The following is a 19,313-nucleotide window of genomic DNA, read 5'->3' as shown; positions in this document are numbered from 1 at the left end:
ATTATTGATAGCATAACTAAACTGTCTATTATTTCTTCGCATTCTGAATCTGAAATATTTTCAAATCCTTTGAATTGTCTTAACTCTTCATTCGTTAATCTTACCTTGTCCTCATCTAATTCCTTTTTCACTATTAGATTTTCCGCACTTTCTCATTTTTTCAATACGGGAGATTATTCTCATCACAAAAATTAAAATTCAAGATTTAGGCATAGAAAATCCAGCCCAGGTTGACTCGGTAATTTTTAATTATGTGATTTTGATATGTGAGGAGTGCCTTTCCTCTTGAAAGAAATTACTTCAGTTGAAGCAAAAAGATTATTACATCCCGTAATGAATCCTATATCAACAAAGATACTAATTAAAGAAACAGGTTGCAAGTTTTTACTTTTACAAAATACTGACTATCAGCAAAAAAAGAAAAGAAGTGGTTTTATACCACTTCTTTTTCCTGTAATATTCTTTGTATTTTCTGAGCTGTCCCAAGCGAACAACTTCCTATTTTAGCGGCTCTTCGGAGTGATTCGCCATTTTTGAGTTCTTTAACAACGGCTTTATATTTAACCAGAACTTCATCGTCATTCATTCGTGTTCCATACAGGCGACCTTTATATGTTCCTTTAGCCTTAGCAAGTTCGATTCCTTGTTTTTGACGTTCTAACATATTTGTACGTTCCAACTCAGCTACATTTCCAAGCACCGACACAATCATTTTAAAACTCGGATTTGGTTTTCCGTCAATTAAAGAAAACATTCCAATATTTTCTACAAATAGATTTATAGATTTTTGGTTGAAAAACTCGACCATAACTAAAATTTCTATTATTGACCTACCTAAACGACAAATCGAATTTATATGAATTTCAGAAACAAGACCTGTTTCAATGTCGGCTAAAAGTTTTGATGCTTCTTTGCGTTCCGAGAATTTAACCGAACCCGAAACCTTATCAATATAAACTTTTGAAAATTCTTTTGAGTTTGTTTCTTGGCGACCTGTGTTTTGTTCCGTAGTGGAAACTCTAATGTATTTTACTTTTGTCATGGCGTTTAAATTTTGATTACATGACAAATATAGTGTATATTTTTAGGGTGGCAAAATTATACACCTAAAAACCAGGTTATTACACAAAAAAAGTGTGCTAATTTCAAGCATGGGCTAGTTGTGAACATTATTAAAATACTTAACTCATCAAATCTTATAAAATTTTTGTTTGAGTTATTTTATTTACCATTTTAATTTTTATTGTTCTTATTGTTTCGATAAAAAAATATTTAAATAATTGATTATAATTCCAATTTATTAGTCGTTCAATATTTTTATATGTTGACTTATCATTTGCAGTTTTCAATTTTGCTCTCCAGCGATAAAATGAATTTAATATTTTAGTAGCAACATTTTCTTTGCTATTCTGTATTGATTGCCCAGATTTTAATGTTGAAAAATGTAATCCCCATAATACATATATGTTTTCACTTTCAGTCCCTATTGTGTGAATTAGAGCTTTATGCAGTCCTTCTAATATTGTATTATTGAATAAATTATCATAAAATGATTCTGCTGTTTCTTTGGCTACATTATTATTAATTTCCCATAATGTCCCTATGTAAGCACGAGCTCCAACTGCCAAAAAAGAATCTGAAATGCAAGACCAAGACCAACATGTATTATTGAAAATGACAGGTGATGTATGAAAACCTGCTAAAACATTAAACATTCCTTGATAATTAAAATCGGCACATTTAATCGCACATGAATCTGCAATTTTTGCTTTTCTTTTTCTACTTTTTCCTTCTTTTTTGTGTAATTCATTTACCATTTCGGTAAAAACATAATGTGGGTATTTTTTTGATTTTAATTCATCACTTCTCCAATCTAATCCATCAAATTTTCTGAATATCATTTTTGATGTAACTGGTATTAGTTCTTTGTCTTGGTTTTCATGAGGAGCGAAGCTTACAACTTCATCATATTCTACAACATGAGTATTACCGTCTGAATCTGTATATTCTTCAATTAAAGAAAAACCATCAACTTCCCCGCCATGACTACAAATATGCAATAATTCAAAAGGATACTCTTTTACATGCATCGAAATGTTATAGACAGAAGCTTCTTTACCTATCAATTCCTTTACAAAATAGTTATTATCCTTAAATTTTTTTATCACGTGTTTAATTTCCTCATCATCACCAAATTCTAATGGGGAAAACACTATTGATGAATAAATTTTTTCTCTATTTTCAAAATATAAATTATTGAAAACAAAAAAATCTGGTTTGAATAATAAGTTGACATAAGTAAATGGGATTACATTTTTTAAAATCAAAGAGTAAGGAGCTCCAATTGTAAAAAATGTACAATATTGATACTCGATGAAATTTATATCTTGCACTTTATCATAGAGCAATGCACTTAAATCATTAAATGAGTTAATATCACCTTCTTGCCATTTTTCAATAAGATATTTGATTTTTTTATTACTGATTTCTGGGCTTTCAATTAATTTTAAGCTAGCATTAACTGAAAGCGCATAATTTACAGCAATTATAGTTGATACAGATTTTATATTTTCAACAACAATTATACCTTTATTATCTTTCTCTAGTTCTAAGGTTACATTAGGAACAGTATCATCAATTTTTAATATGCAATTCCTTTGAGCAGCTAAATATAAACCGTAATGTATATCATTATTATTACAAAAAACATACTCATTTTTATCAACAATTGGGTGAAGATATGCTTCGACATCTTCTATAGATTCAATTTCAATTACATTATAGTCTTCTAGAAAATCTAAATAACTTTTTTGATTATTAGTTAGACCTGCTAAGATTAAATATTCACAGCCACCAATACTATTTATAGTGTTTTTAATTTTTATATTGAATTCTTCTGCTCTTGTTCTAGTAATTACATGTTCATCAATTTTTTCTTTGCTATATTCCCCTTTTTCTATGGTAACATTTGAATATTCGAAGATTGATGGGTATTTTCCTGATTTGTAAATACAGGAAGAAATTAAAGCCGATAATGTAGAATCATCTCTGTTTATAATACAAAAAAACTCATTGTCAAATTCAGGTAAATTTAGTTCCATAACATTCATTATATAATTCAACGTTTAACTTACTCAACAAATATTAATCAAATACATTATGAATATTTCAACATATGATGTGTTAAGAATTAACTGCCAAAATATATAATTAAAACTTAAAATTTAATGAAATTCATCATTTATTTAGATTGAAAGCTATTATACGCACTATCATTCTGATTATTTAAATCATAAATACTTTAATTTCATTTGTTTTAGTTTTATGGACCCCTACAAATAGTGTAATATTTTCTATACTACTTTCAATCTCGTTCTTAAGGTGGGTGGTTACAAATGAAATAAAAACAATAAAACCCCTGACGATCGTCAGAGGTTTTATTGTTTTATACTAATCAACAACAATTTTCACCAGCTTGAATTGGTGGACATTTTACAGTTCCATAACTACAATACACACAGCAATCACCTTCTAATGGTCGTAATCTCGTTTTACAATTTTCACATTCATAGAAAAACTCACACGCATTGGTAGGCATTATTTCCGTTTTTTTATGACCACATTTCGGGCAAGTAATAGTTGATTCCAATTCAACTTTTTTACCGTTATAAATTGTGCAGGTATCACAATTTCCGTGAAGTTTGTTTCGATAGTAATTTATAGCCGTACTTATAAACAACCCAAACATTCCTGCATAAATGAAATAGGTGTCATCGTTAGCAAAATAATAACCGTAAAATATTAAAAGTGCACTTGGGATTCCAACCAATAAAGGATAAGTGCATCGGTGCTTGCGGTAAGAAATAAAAAGCCCAATGATTGAAACCAAAACCATTGCTTGGAAAATCCACATTGTCCAACCCCCAAATAACTCAAAACTTCCCAACCCAAGAGCTGAAGCCCCAAACGCAAAAAGGGGAAAACAACAAGGTGAAAAAATAGCTGTCAGAAACAGCCCGACTGTTCCAAGTTTGTCAATATTGTTAGTTAAATTATTTTTCATTTGATAATTTTAAAATTCTTAAAGCACCTTTGCCTACAACAGCGAAAACCAAAACACCAATAACCAAATCAGGAATTTTTGAATTGGTGAAATAAACCAACACACCCGCAACAATCACCCCAATATTTACAACAACATCGTTCGAGGTGAAAATCATGCTCGCCTGCATGTGAGCTTCTTTGCTTTTGGATTTCTGTAACAGATACAAACATATTGCATTTCCAACAAGCGCAAGCAATGAAATTATAATCATGGTTTGAAATGCTGGTACTTCGGTAAGGTCTAAAAATCTTCGTAGTACTTCAATAAACCCCAATATTGCTAACAATAATTGAAAATATCCACTCATTTTTGCAATGTTGTTTTTTCTTGCCATTGCACCACCAACAGCAAACAAAGCAAGAGCGTAAACGATGCTATCAGCTAACATGTCTAAACTGTCTGCAACAAGTCCCATTGAGTTGGAAACAAATCCTGTAACCATTTCTAACGCAAAGAAAAAAGCATTGATTCCTAACACTCGCCAAAGAAGCTTTCTTTGTTGTGTGTCGTCCGATTGTTTAATACTCTCAGAGGTGATTTCGGTTTTCTCTAAACTACTATCAAGATTTAAACTGTTAATTTTATCTGTTATCAAGTTCGTATCACCCGAATGAAACACTTCCAGTTTTCTATTTGGAATATCGAAATTAAGCTGTTGTATTTGTTCGATACCATTTAGTTTAAGCCGTATCAATTGTTCCTCACTTGGACAATCCATCTTCGCTATTTTGTAAACACTCTTATACATATCGTTACAGTTTAATTTTAATTCCCGCATTGATAACAAATCCGTCTAACGGAGCATAAATGTCCTTGAAAACAGGATTGTCAATTGTTCCAGTATAGATGCTACCAAACCTTGTTTGTCTTATATCGGTAAGATTCTCAATGTTGGTATAAATTGAAAAATGCTCCCACAGTTTTTCAATCATCACACCGCAAATCCAATAATTTTTCCCTGTAGAACCATCACTTAATTTTTGCGGGCTATAATAATAAGCTTCCAATCCAACTTTCCATTTATCTTCAACCTCGTACATCAAAACATTATTAAAACGGTGTTTTGCTGTAAGTGGGTTTTGGGATTTGATACCGTTCTGGTCAATCTGAGCATCTGTATAAGTATATCCAACAAATAATTTGAAGTCCTCATAACCTAATTTAATATTCGTTTCAGTACCTTTCGTGTCAATATGCCCATCAATATTAACAAATTGGAATGTTCCGTTTGAAAGTGGTGTTAGTATTAGTGGGTTATTAATATAGGTATAGAAAAACATTTGATTGATGCTAAACGAAATTTCATCTGTAATATTAGTTTTGTAATTAACATCAAAGTTAGTTCCGTAGCTTTTTTCCAGACTGTTAAAATTATTGTCAATTGGCAGAACATTTTGATATTGAATTCTTTCGCTTTCGTCTGTGAATATCGTTGGCGTTTTATAACCAAGTCCACCACCAATTCGTGACGATATTTTTTCCGAAACCTTAAACAATACCGATGCTTTCGGCAATAGTGCAAAACCATAATCAGTAATATAATCTCCTCTTAAACCAGTTTCAATGTGTAACCATCCTTTAGCCTTTAATGTGTTTTGAACAAATGCACCGAAAGTAATTTGGTTGTAATCACGTAGAGGAAATGTAGTGGTTTGTTTTTCAGTAAAGTTATCCGACCAAAGATTTGCACCAGTAACCCAATCTGAAGTTTCCCCGTTGTGTGAATATGTAATTTCTGAAAATGTACTGTTCTGTACACCGTCAAATTCATAATTTGGAATAGAAATTACACGATTAAAATTGTTTAAACTGTTACGGAAAGTCAATCGCTCATTTTCATTAAACTGATGCGTAAAAGTTAGCTGGGTGCTAATCCTACGAGTGTCATTTTTTTCAAAATAAGCACCTGTAATGCCTTTGTTTTTAATATAATCAATGTTTCCGCCTATACGATTTTCAAATGCCGTATTAAGTCCAAAATCAAGCTTGGTTTTGTCGTTAAAATAAACAAATAGCTTCGGATTAATATTAAATCTTTCAAATTTAGGAATGGCTGTCAATTTAATGTCGGCAGGGTCATACGGTGCATTTCTATTGTGTGAAGCAAACAGTGTTAGACCAACTTTATCAAATTTTTGTGAATAGAATCCGTTAATGTCAAGCCCTAATGCTGATGTTCCGTTGATGTGGAAACGTAATTCCCTTTCTTCTGACGGGGTTTTTGAAATCAGGTTTACTAATCCAGCAATTGCACCACCACCGTACAATGTTGAAGCAGAACCTTTAACAATTTCAACTTGCTTTAAATCGAGTGGTGGGGTTTGCAGAAGACCCAATCCGCTTGATGCACCCGAATATAAAGGAAATCCATCTTTTAGGATTTGCGTATATCTTCCATCAAGTCCCTGTATACGAATAGATGAATTGGCTGATATTGCTGAGGTTTGTTGTGTTTGAATACCAGTGCTTTCATTGAGTAACATTCTAATGTCTCCAGGTTTCATATTGCCTTTTTCTTCCAATTCTTCACCAGCAATAAATTCAACCCTTGTAGGAATGTCCTTTATTGTTCTAGTACTTCTGGTTGAAGTAATAGTTATTTCCTCTATTTCTTCTGCTTCAGATTCTAAAAAGATTTCTAAAGCATCTTCGTTAACGAGTGGAAAAGTGAATACTTCAGTTTTCTTTTTGTAACCAATTGAAGAAAAAGTTATTGAATGCTCTCCATGTGGAATGTTGGTAATTAATATTGTGCCATTTTCATCTGACACAGAAATACTGTTAGTGCTATCTACAACCGCTGACACACCTGTTATTGGTTCTTTGGTATCTTCGTTTTTGACAATTGCCTTAAAACTATTTTGTGCTTGAACACTCACGACAACAAACATTGCCATGATTATAAAAAAATATTTTTGCATGATTAATTGCTTAATGTTTATGTATGATTTTATGCTAATGGCTAACCATTAGTGTAAATAACTAAAAAACACTAAACTATTTTTGGCGGTTGCCAGATACTACAAAAAAAGGCAGAATAAATTGGATTCTTGTATGAGTAAGGCTGCATTGAAGTATCTTCATGTATAAGAATTCTATCAATTTTAAATGACACTGTCACTTCAGAAATAAAACCTGTACATGTACCACAGGAATAAAACGGAGAACAATTACCATCGCAATCATCATCACATTTACCAGAGTTTTCCTCATGTTGAGTTTCGATTTGATGTTTAGAATCTCCATGATAAGCATAGCATGGCACTACTGAAAGTACCACAACAATAAATGATAATATGCTAACCATTATTTTCATACTGCAAATTTAGTGTTTTTTGGATAAACACAAATTTTTTAAATCTAACGACATGATATACGTTCTTCAGTTTTTGACTGAGGATATTTGTTCTTCCGAAATTAATTAACTAGCTTTGCACCAAATTAATAAGTAGTGTTTTTTTCATTTTTGAAAGTTTGACTATTAGTACTGAATTTATTTATTGTAAAATGATTGTTTGAATAATCAATGATTTTATAATAATCTTCCAAGAAATGGTTAGATTTTTCAAGAATTCCCGCTACTAAGTAAGCCACTCATTGAGTGGCTTTTTTTATGTACCTTTGTCAAAATTTCAGCACTATGTCACACAAAGCCGGCTATGTAAATATTATTGGTAATCCAAATGTTGGTAAATCTACATTGATGAATGCATTTGTAGGTGAACGTCTTTCGATAATTACTTCAAAAGCACAAACTACACGTCACCGTATTTTAGGTATTGTAAACGGAGATGATTTTCAAGTTTTATTTTCGGATACACCAGGTATCATCAAGCCAGCTTATGAGTTACAAAGTTCTATGATGGATTTTGTAAAGTCAGCTTTTGAAGATGCTGATGTTTTGATTTACATGGTTGAAATAGGTGAAAAGGAATTAAAAGATGAGGCATTCTTTAATAAAATCATACATTCTAAAATTCCTGTTTTATTATTATTGAATAAAATTGACAAATCAAATCAAGAGCAATTAGAAGAGCAAGTGGCAATGTGGAAAGAAAAGGTGCCAAATGCTGAGATTTTTCCAATATCTGCTCTTGAAAATTTTAATGTGCAGGTTGTTTTTGATAGAATTTTAGAATTATTGCCTGAATCACCGGCGTATTATCCAAAAGATGCTTTAACAGATAAACCAGAACGTTTCTTTGTAAATGAAACTATCCGTGAGAAAATATTGTTGCATTACGATAAAGAAATTCCTTATGCAGTTGAAATTGAAACGGAAGAATTTATTGAAGATGATGATATCATCAGAATCCGAGCTGTTATTATGGTGGAACGTGATACTCAAAAAGGGATTATAATTGGTCACAAAGGAGCGGCAATTAAGCGTGTTGGAATGGAAGCTCGTCAAGATTTAGAGAAATTCTTTGGTAAACAAATTCATATCGAAATGTTTGTTAAGGTTAATAAAGACTGGAGAAGTAACGCTTATCAACTAAGAAGATTTGGTTATAATCAGAAGTAAACCAGCTTCTAAAAATAAAATTGTACCTTTGCACACTTTTTAAAAAAATAAAAGATGAATAATATCGTAGCCATTGTAGGAAGACCTAATGTTGGGAAATCTACATTTTTTAACCGTTTGATTCAGAGAAGAGAAGCTATTGTGGATTCTGTTTCAGGAGTGACTCGTGACCGTAACTACGGAAAAAGCGAATGGAACGGAAAAGAATTTTCGGTAATTGATACTGGTGGATATATTAAAGGTTCTGACGATATTTTTGAAGGAGAAATTAGAAAGCAGGTGGAATTAGCTATTGACGAAGCAGATGCAATCATCTTTGTGGTTGATGTTGAAGAAGGGATTACTCCTATGGATGAGGAAGTTGCTAAATTGCTAAGAAAAGTGACTAAACCTATACTTCTTGCTGTAAATAAAGTAGATAACGGGAAAAGAGAACAAGACGCATTAGAGTTTTACAATTTAGGTTTAGGAGAGTACTTCACAATTGCGGGAATGAGTGGAAGTGGTACTGGTGAGTTACTAGATAAACTTGTTGAAGTTTTACCTGAGATGCCAGATGCTGTAGAAGAAGAAAATCCGTTACCTCGTTTTTGTGTCGTAGGAAGACCTAATGCTGGAAAATCATCTTTCATTAATGCTTTGATTGGTGAAGATCGTTTTGTGGTTACAGATATTGCTGGTACAACTCGTGATGCTATCGATACAAGATACAATCGTTTTGGTTTTGAGTTCAATTTAGTTGATACTGCTGGAATTCGACGAAAAGCTAAAGTAAAAGAAGATTTAGAGTTTTACTCTGTAATGCGCTCTGTTCGAGCGATTGAACATAGTGATGTTTGTATCTTAATGATTGATGCGACAAGAGGATTTGAAGGACAAGACCAAAGTATTTTTTGGTTAGCAGAAAAAAATAGAAAAGGAATAGTAATATTAGTTAACAAATGGGATTTAGTTGAGAAAGATACTATGTCTACTCGTGACTATGAAGCTAAAATCCGTAAAGAAATAGAACCTTTTACAGATGTGCCAATTCTTTTTGTTTCAGCCTTAACCAAACAAAGATTATTAAAAGCATTAGAAACAGCTGTAAAAGTATATGAAAATCGTAGTCAACGAATTTCAACTTCAAAATTCAATGAGCACATGCTTAATATTATTGAGCATATGCCACCACCAGCGTTAAAAGGTAAATACATCAAAATTAAGTATTGTATGCAATTACCTACTCCTGTGCCACAATTTGTATTTTTTGCCAATTTGCCACAGTATGTGAAAGATCCTTACAAAAGATTTATTGAAAACAAAATAAGAGAGCATTGGGATTTTTCTGGAGTTCCAATGGATATCTACTTTAGACAGAAATAATCTGTTAAAAAAAATAAAAAGCATAAATTTCTTCGATAAGAAAGTCTTTAATTCGCGGTTTTAATGAACAATCATTAAAACCGCATTTTTTTTAAATAATTTTCAATGTTCCAAAAATCATTACTACTAGCGCTTGCTTTATTTTCATTACAAATTGTAGCTCAAAACTCGATTAAATTCAAAGGTAAAATTCTTGATGAGAAATCTAAATTGCCTTTAGAGTCAGTAACAGTTTATGTTTCTATGGCAAAGGATTCTTCTTTAGTCGATTATACGATTACTAACAAAAGCGGTGTTTTTTCATTTGATTTGAAGAAACTTAGTAATCCTGTTTATCTTAAAGTATCTATGGTAGGCTTTGAGGATCATAAAATTAATTTGAATGAAATTAGTGAGAACAGAGATTTTGGGACTATAATTTTAAAAGAGCAAGCAAAATTACTTGGTGAAATTGTAATCAAATCTGAAGCACCACCAATTCGTATTAAAAAGGATACTTTAGAGTTTAATGCAGAATCTTTTAAAGTTAGACCTGATTCTAATGTAGAATCATTATTAAAACAATTGCCAGGAGTTGAGATTGATGCTGATGGGAAAATATCAGTAAATGGAAAAGAAGTAAACCAAATTTTAGTCAACGGAAAACCTTTTTTTGATAAAGACGGAAAAGTAGCATTGCAAAATTTACCTTCAAATATCATAAATAAAGTTCAGGTTACAGATACCAAGACTAAGAAAGAGGAAAAAACTGGTGCAAATGCGTCGTCTAACAATGCGAGTATTAATTTAACTATCGATGAGAAGAAGAACAAAGGTTTTTTTGGTAAAGCTATGGCTGGTTATGGAAGTAGCAAACGTTATGAGTCAAGCGGAATTATAAATTATTTTAAAAATAAAACCAAGTTCAGTGTTTTGGCTTCAGCCAATAATATTAATTCGGTAGGTTTTTCTATGGATGAGGTTTTTGATAATATGGGTGGTGGTAGAGGAGGTAATCGTTTATATGCAGGAGAAAATGGAAGTTATTGGTATAACGGACAAAGTTTTGGTTCTAACACGGGTATTACAAAGTCTGATTTAGTTGGGATTAATTATTCCGATGAATATTTCAAAAATATCGATTTTTCGAGTAGTTTTTTCCATTCTGGAACGAATAACACCAATACCAATAAAACAAATAGATTTGCTTTATTACCAACGGGAGCTTTTAATACCATTTCTGAGTCTAATACCAGTACAGATTCACAATACAATAATTTTAATTTGACTGCCGATGTAAAAATTGATTCAACTTTGTCTCTTGTTCTTCAGCCCAAATTGAGTCAAAATGATAGGAAAAATTATAATAACTCACAAAGCTCTTCTTATGAGACTGATGTATTACTAAATGATTTTAGTTCAAGAAACTATACAGAATCTAATAATAAGTCATTTCAGAATACCGCTACTTTGACTAAAACATTTAAAAGAAAAAGAAGAAACGTGACTTTGGAAGTTGAAAATGAGAACAATGAAAATAATAACCAATCACAGGTAAATTCAGTAACTAATTTTTATCAAAATTCAAACGCTTCAGATATTCGTAACCAAAAAGGCAATGAGAAAACGAAAAGTGAAAACTATTCACTTTCATTAGAATATAGTGAGCCAATAACTGATTCATTAATTGTGAAAATAGGTGCAAAATTAAGTCACAATGCTGATGAAAATAAAAATGAAACTTTCGATTTTGATGCTTCAACCAATCAATATTCAATTCAAAATGATTTGTTAACTATGGCTTATAAATCTAAGTCAAATGAATTGTATCCTTTTGCAGCTGTTAGTCTAGAGAAGTCAAAATATAATTTATATCTAACACTAGGAACAAAATCTATATATAATACAAATAGTTCTGATTATATTGGGGTAATTACTCGTTTAGATAAAGATTTTGTATTACCAATGGCAAATTTTTATGGGACTTATAAATTTTCCAAATCAAAAAATATAGGATTATATTATAATTTAGATTACCGTGTGCCTAGCTCCACTCAGTTATTACCCATTCAAAACTTATCTAATCCCTTAAATACTGTAATCGGAAATGCTAATTTGGATATAAATAAGCAGCATAGTGTTCATTTTTCTTACAGAAATTATGATTACAGCACGCGTTCAGGTTATGGCGTTTATTCTTTTCTTAACTATAATGAATCAGAAGTAATCCCTGTTACAACTTTTGACCAAAATAGAAAGAGAACGACAACCTATGTTAATATTAGTGGAACGAATAATTTTACTTTTGGAACATTTTGGAACAAATCAATAAAAAAGGATAAAATTAATTATCGCTATGAACTCCGTCTTAATAATAGCTTAGATTATGATAAAGGTTTTATAGATGGGCAAATGTTTTCTGCTTCTACATATTCGATATTACCCAATGTTAGATTTACATACGAATGGACAGATAAAATAACTATTTCACCATCTTACAACTTTAAAAAGCAATTTGTAAATTATAATAATTACACGATTGAGAAAACTGATAATTTAAGCCATAAACTCAATTTGCAAGTAACCACTTATTGGCCAAAAAAATGGGTGTTTGGGAATGATTTTGGATACAATTATAATTCTGGTTCGGCAGCAAATTTTAAAAATGATTTTTATTTGTGGAATACCAGTTTATCGTATTCGTTTTATAAAGATCTATTTTTAGCGAAAGTTAAAGTGTATGACCTTTTAAATCAAAATCAAAGTAATGTTAGAAATGTAACAGCAACGGAAATTATAGATCAACAAAATACTGTTTTAAAGCGTTACGTTATGTTCTCCTTGACTTATAAGCTAGTTAAATTTGCCGCCAAAGAAAAGCCATCTCGCGGTAGAGGGATGTTTTAATAAAACTATAAAAGCAGCTTAAATAGCTGCTTTTTTTTTATAACGAAGACAATCCAACATGTTTGCCTGAACTTTTTCTAATAATAATTTTGTCGACCTCCATTTCCAGCCTTGCTCCTCCATTGTCATTTGCGTTAGCGGTCATTAAAGGGAATAGCCATAATTGTAAGTTGTTGTATTTTGGTGTAAAATAAATTTTCTTTTGCTGCCATTGATTAAATTTTTCTCCAGCTTTTTGTGACCAAACGACTTCGCTATACTCTGAAAATTCTGGAAGTGTGTATTCAAATTCATTATACGCTACATTGGAAGCTGTTCTAATATTAATTGAAGATTGTAACACTTTTTTGTTTGGTTTAGAAACATTTGAAGATGTTTTAACCCAAAAAGTTACTTCGTACGTTTGATCTTTTTCAAAAAAATAATTTAGACTTATTCCGTTACCTAAATTTGAATGAGACCAAGTCCATTTTTTAGTTTCACTTTCTTTTTCACTATTGTAATTTGTTTGCGCAGTCATTAATCCCCCAATTAATATTAGAACTGCTGTTGTTAAAATGTTTTTCATTTATGTTTTAGTTAATTTTCTAATTGTACTATGCAAAGATGAGATAGGTGCCAAAAAATAATTCAAGGAATTATGCTCTTTTTGATAGGGTTTTTTCCCCTTTTTTGATTTAATTGTTTTTAGTGATTTGTTGCTACCTGAGAATTAACAAAAAGTAAAAAAGCAGCTGAAATAGCTGCTTTTAAAATTAATGTTATACATCATAGAAAAAAATCTGTTCAACTGGTCCGCTATCGGATAGAGCAACATCTCCATTGTGCATTCTAGCTCTTGCATATAACTTAAGAATATATGTACAGCGAGTCATATCGTTAGGAGGGTTGTTTAATTGACAACTATTGTTCGTTCTTTCATCTATTGCTGGGTTAGTGTTGCTACTCAAAGGAACAATTCCATCAGTTATTGCTCTGTTAACAGTATTGCTATTGTTTCTTAAGTGCAATGAAGATGAAGTAAGATGTGGATGGTAAACTGTGTATTTAGCATGTAAAGTTCCATTGATAGGAGTACATAAACCATTGGTTTCTAATTCGGCAATAGATAATTTTAATACCACAGGATTATTATTCATAATAACCGAGTTTAGTGTTTTTCCATTTCCGGGAACAACATTAAATTGACTTAATGGTTTGTTTACTACTTCTCTTATTTCAAATCGAATAGCAAATTTTTCAATTGGAATTTTATTTGCAGCTGGTATTGCTTGCCCTGGATTAATTGTGCCAGGAACATTTGGAGCAGTAGTTAATGCTGTTGTATTTAATGAAATAAGTGTGTCTTCTTCAATAATATTATATAAATTTAAGTCGGCCAAAGTTAGACCAGCATTGATTAGAGCTCTCTCTATCGCATGGTTTACATCAAACCATCCTTGACTATCAAAATCACTTTGGTCACTGGTTACAAAAATCTCATTATTTATTGGAGAATACACTTTTCGAGTTAATTTAGAAACCACGCTTGGTGCAAATAAATTTGGAGTCACTCCAACTATTTTAGTGAAATTTGAAGTTGCAGGGCTTGGACTTCCATTTGGAGTGGTGATGTCACTTATTAAAAAGCGATATTCAATTGGGTTGCCTGATGCTGATTTTAAAGCGGCTTGACCAGTAAGGCGAATTGTGCCAAATAATGCATTTTTTCCTGATCCAGCATAACCATCAATATCAAAATCATAGCTGTTTGTTCCATAAGAAGCGCTAAAAGCATTTCCAATTCCTGTCCAAGCACTTGGGAAATTAGGATCTTCAGGATTTACAACATTTACCTCAGAACACAATTTCACACATAGACAGTAACTAACGTTTTTTCGCGCATTTGCTCTAGTTTCATCAATTAGAGTTGTACCTGCTATTTCTGCTTTAAAATAAACATCTGGGCCACTTTGAAATGTTAAAGGTAAACCTGGATCAGTTTCAACATTGATTAAAGGAGACAAAAAAGTTTGTTTGAATTTTATAGATGAATAATCAATTCTAAAATGTCCGTTGCTATCCGTAGTAGCAGTTCCTAAGTTGTCATCGGTTAAAAAATCGGCGTCAAAAGCTGTTACTTTTGCATTAGCAATAGGTGTATTTGTTTTGCAGTTTACTAATCGACCACAAATCACCCAAGCATCAAAATAATGTCCTCTAATGTAGCACCAGAATTTATATGAAATCTCGTATTCCCATTTAAAAAAGATGTAATCTTGTGACTCATCCATCCTCCATTCCATGGCTAGAGTGGTAATGTGAAATTGAAGAGGCTCTGTTCTCTTTGGTTTTGGAATTTTAGGAGGAACGGTTCCACAAACAAAATCGATGTCAAAAGCAGAATTAGCATATTTTTCATCAATGCTAAATTCAAAATTTCCATTTTCATCAGCTACTGTTTTTGCAATAAGAAGATTCTCCCTAAGTTTAGCTTCTTCTGGAGTAACTAAATGAAAGGTCTCTTTTGGATTAGCGACAGCGCTATTTGCAACTTCTTTTCGGTATGGGAGATATAGTAATACCTCCGCATTGGCAATATATTCTAGACAATCTTCACATAGTTGCCCTTTTAATGTGCCTTTAAAAATTCTTTTCATGTTTTAATAATTTTAGTTTGTAATAAGTGATTGATTATCAATTTTATATATTACAAATTTTGATTTTTTAATGCTCTGGGTTGCAAGTGAAAGGACTGATTTTGTTCAGGAAAAAGACGTTTATTTTTAAGGTGTTTAATGAGATTTGAGAAGTTAAAATAGTTATATTGCATACTATGGAAGTAAATAATAAAGTTGTTTGGATTACAGGTGCTTCTTCAGGAATAGGAGAGGGTTTAGCCTATGAATTAGCAAAAAAGAATTGTAGACTTATTCTTTCTGGACGAAATGTAACCGAATTAGAAAGAGTAAAAGCCAATTGTAATTCCTCAGCTGAAGTTTTTCCATTTGATTTGTCAGATTTTGATAATGCTGAAAGTAATGTGACTAAGGCAATAGCATTGTTTGAAAAAATTGATGTTTTAATTTGTAATGGAGGAATTAGTCAGCGCTCTTTGATTGCAGAAACAAGCTTTGAAGTAGATAAAAAGCTAATTGAAGTAGATTATTTAGCCAATGTGGCATTAGCCAAAGCTATTTTGTCGCACTTCATTCAAAATCAATCAGGACATTTTGTCGTTGTAACAAGTTTAATGGGGAAATTTGGTTCCCCTTATCGATCTGGTTATTGTGGAGCAAAGCATGCTTTGCATGGTTTTTTTGATGTGATGCGAATGGAGCATCAAAAAGATGGAATAAATGTCACCATGGTTTGTCCTGGGTTTATTCAAACCAATGTGGCTAAAAATGCCTTAACAGCCGATGGTTCAAAACAAACTACAGATGATGAGGCAACAAAAAATGGATTACCAGTTTCTGTTTTTGCGCAAAGAATGGTAAAAGCTATTGAAAAAGAAAAATTTGAAGTATATATAGGAAGAAAAGAAACGCTTGGTGTTTATCTTAAACGTTTCTTTCCAACGCTATTGCATTATTTTGTGATTAGAAGCAAGGTGAGGTAATTATGGCTTAATCTTTAATTATTTTTCTTATGATACTCTTATTGTTAGAATAAATTTTTATAAAATATATGCCTTTACTATATTTTGATAAATTAACTGAAGTGCTTTCTGTTTCAGGTTTTTCAATTAATATATTCTGACCAATTTGATTGAAAATCTCGATTTTATCAATTTGAGAGTCATTAGTTAAAGTTAGAATATCTTTAACTGGGTTAGGGAATAATTTAAAATTATTAAATGTAAAGCTATCTGTGCCCAAATTAGTATATACAGTAACAGGTAGCCTGTAACTACTTTCAATATTGTTTATTGTTTGAGAGGCGTAATAAGTATAATTGTTTTCTAATAAAGTTGAATTTGGAAGTATAGAGTTCACTTCCATAAAGTTTTTAGATGTTATATTATTATTTATTGCACAAGCTGATGGTGTTGAATACCACGTTATATTAGTACCAGTTACAATTAAATTATTTAGTGTTTGCCCATTTGAGAATGATTGATAGATATCGCCAGATGGACTTGGTGTTAATGGAGTCAATGGCTCACCATATCTTATAATATTATTTTTTATTACATTTTCGAATAAATTGAAATTACCGCTTATAATAACATTATTACAATTTTGAATATCAAAATTAGATATTGAAGAAGTGAAAGGAGCAAAAGAACTTTCTAATACACCATTTTCATTTAAAATATACATTTTGGTCACTGTAGAGCCTGGTGTTTTAGCAGAGAAAATAATTTTATTGTTCAATAAAAATTTTGGATTAATAGTATTTTTGCTTTCAAATATGGTAAATGTTGCATCAACTGTTAAATCTGCATTTAATCTTCCTAAAAAAGGGTTGCTGTCGCTAAAACCGCTAAGTACATAGCTTATAAGAAGTTTGTTGTCTGGCAAGCATTTAATATTATGGAATTTTTTTCCAAGATGTAAAGTTGAATCAAAACTTGAATCTAGTGTGCCATCAGCATTAAGTCTAATAATTGGTTTGTAATTATAAGCACTACTAGCGTTACCATTGAATGAAACAATTATTTTATTGTCAGATTGTATGTCAATTGATGAAGGGACATTAGGAAATAAAGCTGAGTTGAAATCTGTATCTATTGTACCGTTTGCGTTTAATTTAACCAATTTATAATTGGTAGAATTTTTAAAGAAACTGCCACTTCCAGTTGCTAATATTTTTCCGTCATTCAGTAGTTTTAAATCTTTAATGCCACAAGAAGTAGAATTAAAATTAAATGTATTGTCTAAAGTACCATTACTGTTTAATCTTATAATTTCTTTGCTTACGTTACTAACATATGCCCATGAAGGATTATTAAATGCTAATAGGATTTTGCCGTCATTTTGATGTAAAACGATTTTTGTATTACTATTTTGTGAGGGAATAATTTTTACAGAGTTATCTAATTGAAAACTTGAATCAAAATCACCATTTTGATTTAATCTACAGAGACTTCTGCAAGGAATGTCATTAAATGAGGTGAAGTTTCCAATCAAAAGTATTTTTTCATCTAATAAGACTTTAGATTTTAAATCAATGGTAGAAAAAGTAATATTATTAAAGTTGTTAATATATGAAGAATTAGGTCCAGCTTGAGGGTTAAATGTTAAATCTAAACTACCATCTGTATTTATTCTATGTAAACCGTTTCTAGTTAATCCATTTGTCCCAGAATAATTACCATTAACTAGTAGTTTTGTTCCTTGAAGATATATAGCTTCATCCCATCCTAAAAGTGTAGTGTTGTTGGTGTAATTAAACGTATTGTCATTGCTTCCATTGGTATTGATTCTTTTTATGATACTTCCAGTATAAGCACCATTATTCAATAATATTTTTCCGTCGTTTTGTATCTGGCAATATTCATAAGATATTGAACTTGGATTTGTATGTATAAAAGAAGTATCCCTAGTACCATCCGCATTTAATCGTACTACAGTTTTGGAAACAATATTATAATTTGTTCTGTAATTACTGCCAACAACAATAATTTTACCATTAGATTGTATTTTTACATCTTTTATTTGACCGTCAAATCCATTTGTTACGCTAGAAATAGAATCAAGCGTGCGAACAACATTAAATGTTGTATCGATACTTCCGTCTGTATTTATTCTTGCAATACAGTATCTAGCTGTACCTCGGTAGCTTGTGAATGCTCCACAAACTATATATTTTCCATCATTTTGAATTACAATTGAGTTGACAATATTATTTCCATAGCTGTCGGAAAAACTACTACCAATATTGAATGTGGTGTCAATAGTTCCGTTATTGTTTAATCGAACTATGTTTTTTGAAGCTGTACCATTAACATTGTTAAATCTCCCTACGATTATTATTTTTCCATCATTTTGATAAATTATTTTATTGATTGCAACCGCAGTACCAGCTGGACTTCCACTAAATTGAGGAGAGGTGAAATTACTAACTAATGACCCTGTAGATGTAAAGGATTTAAGACTGAAATTATTGCCTGAAGAGTCACTATAACCTAATAGGGTTAAGAAACTTCCATCATTTTTTGCATATATTTTATAATCTGCACTATTGTTTACATTTACAACACTTGCTGGGCAACTAAATGAATTATCAATACTTCCATCAGAGTTTAATAAAATTACTTTTCCGTCAGAGTAACCATCAATTTGATGATAGACGGTTAGAATTTTGCCATTAGGAAGTAAAACGCCGTTTCTACCAATATTTTGTTGAAATATTCCTGTTTCTGAAGGATTAAATGTGTTGTCAATTGTTCTATTTTGACTGAAAAGTGTTAAACTGAAAAAAAGGAGTGCATAAAGTTTTCTCATA

14 protein-coding genes and 1 pseudogene are annotated in these 19,313 nt (G+C 31.3%); 4 read left to right on the top strand and 11 right to left on the bottom strand.

The genetic code is table 11. From position 1 onward, the window contains the following. Positions 1-433: 433 nt before the first annotated feature. From BUC09_RS07130 to BUC09_RS14780, 8 genes and pseudogenes are all read right to left on the bottom strand, one after another. Positions 434-1,042, bottom strand: a complete 609-nt coding sequence (locus BUC09_RS07130) for a recombinase family protein (RefSeq protein WP_073310054.1) — start codon at positions 1,040-1,042, stop codon at positions 434-436. A gap of 154 nt (positions 1,043-1,196) precedes the next feature. Further along, the gene (locus BUC09_RS07125) at positions 1,197-3,101 is read right to left on the bottom strand and encodes a hypothetical protein (protein WP_143161879.1); all 1,905 of its coding nucleotides are present in this window, start codon (positions 3,099-3,101) and stop codon (positions 1,197-1,199) included. 353 nt (positions 3,102-3,454) lie between these two features. Then, positions 3,455-3,673: a GDCCVxC domain-containing (seleno)protein gene (locus tag BUC09_RS14905; protein ID WP_234972533.1), complete on the bottom strand. Its 219-nt coding sequence runs from the start codon at positions 3,671-3,673 to the stop codon at positions 3,455-3,457. Positions 3,674-3,724: 51 nt separating this feature from the next. After that, positions 3,725-4,063, bottom strand: a pseudogene (locus BUC09_RS14900) (MerC domain-containing protein); the annotation flags it as partial. Then, positions 4,053-4,853, bottom strand: a complete 801-nt coding sequence (locus BUC09_RS07115) for a cation efflux transmembrane domain-containing protein (RefSeq protein ID WP_073310403.1) — start codon at positions 4,851-4,853, stop codon at positions 4,053-4,055. The gene BUC09_RS07115 and the pseudogene BUC09_RS14900, both read right to left, overlap by 11 nt. A gap of 4 nt (positions 4,854-4,857) precedes the next feature. Then, positions 4,858-7,026, bottom strand: coding sequence for a TonB-dependent receptor (locus BUC09_RS07110; protein WP_073310049.1), 2,169 nt, complete (start codon positions 7,024-7,026; stop codon positions 4,858-4,860). A 71-nt stretch (positions 7,027-7,097) separates the two neighbouring features. Next, positions 7,098-7,421: a hypothetical protein gene (locus BUC09_RS07105; protein WP_073310047.1), complete on the bottom strand. Its 324-nt coding sequence runs from the start codon at positions 7,419-7,421 to the stop codon at positions 7,098-7,100. Between the two features lie 125 nt (positions 7,422-7,546). Then, complete coding sequence (locus BUC09_RS14780; RefSeq protein ID WP_159432943.1) at positions 7,547-7,699, bottom strand: hypothetical protein; 153 nt, start codon at positions 7,697-7,699, stop codon at positions 7,547-7,549. A 46-nt stretch (positions 7,700-7,745) separates the two neighbouring features. On the opposite strand from BUC09_RS14780, the gene era reads away from it, so the two are divergent. The 3 genes from era (at position 7,746) to BUC09_RS07090 (ending at position 12,881) form a co-directional block, all read left to right on the top strand. Continuing rightward, positions 7,746-8,630 (top strand): GTPase Era, encoded by an 885-nt coding sequence (gene era / locus BUC09_RS07100; protein ID WP_073310046.1) that lies wholly within the window; start codon positions 7,746-7,748, stop codon positions 8,628-8,630. Between the two features lie 54 nt (positions 8,631-8,684). After that, positions 8,685-9,995 (top strand): ribosome biogenesis GTPase Der, encoded by a 1,311-nt coding sequence (der, locus tag BUC09_RS07095; protein WP_073310045.1) that lies wholly within the window; start codon positions 8,685-8,687, stop codon positions 9,993-9,995. A gap of 105 nt (positions 9,996-10,100) precedes the next feature. Continuing rightward, the gene (locus BUC09_RS07090) at positions 10,101-12,881 is read left to right on the top strand and encodes an outer membrane beta-barrel protein (protein WP_073310044.1); all 2,781 of its coding nucleotides are present in this window, start codon (positions 10,101-10,103) and stop codon (positions 12,879-12,881) included. 37 nt (positions 12,882-12,918) lie between these two features. Here the strand turns inward: BUC09_RS07090 and BUC09_RS07085 are convergent, their stop codons facing one another. Together BUC09_RS07085 and BUC09_RS07080 are read right to left on the bottom strand one after the other, a co-directional pair. Further along, positions 12,919-13,449 carry a hypothetical protein gene (locus BUC09_RS07085; protein ID WP_073310043.1) on the bottom strand — a complete coding sequence of 177 codons (531 nt, stop codon included), beginning with the start codon at positions 13,447-13,449 and terminating at the stop codon, positions 12,919-12,921. 193 nt (positions 13,450-13,642) lie between these two features. After that, entirely contained in the window at positions 13,643-15,520 is a 1,878-nt protein-coding gene (locus BUC09_RS07080) for a transthyretin-like family protein (protein WP_073310042.1), read from the bottom strand. 176 nt (positions 15,521-15,696) lie between these two features. Between BUC09_RS07080 and BUC09_RS07075 the strand changes: the two genes are divergently transcribed. Continuing rightward, positions 15,697-16,482: an SDR family oxidoreductase gene (locus BUC09_RS07075; RefSeq protein WP_073310041.1), complete on the top strand. Its 786-nt coding sequence runs from the start codon at positions 15,697-15,699 to the stop codon at positions 16,480-16,482. Positions 16,483-16,489: 7 nt separating this feature from the next. Here BUC09_RS07075 and BUC09_RS07070 read toward each other — a convergent pair whose 3' ends face one another. Further along, positions 16,490-19,312, bottom strand: coding sequence for a T9SS type A sorting domain-containing protein (locus BUC09_RS07070; protein ID WP_073310040.1), 2,823 nt, complete (start codon positions 19,310-19,312; stop codon positions 16,490-16,492). Between the last annotated feature and the right edge of the window lies 1 nt (position 19,313).

The organism is Flavobacterium terrae (assembly GCF_900142035.1).
Lineage (GTDB): Bacteria > Bacteroidota > Bacteroidia > Flavobacteriales > Flavobacteriaceae > Flavobacterium > Flavobacterium terrae.
This window is presented reverse-complemented; position numbering and strand designations above follow the sequence as displayed.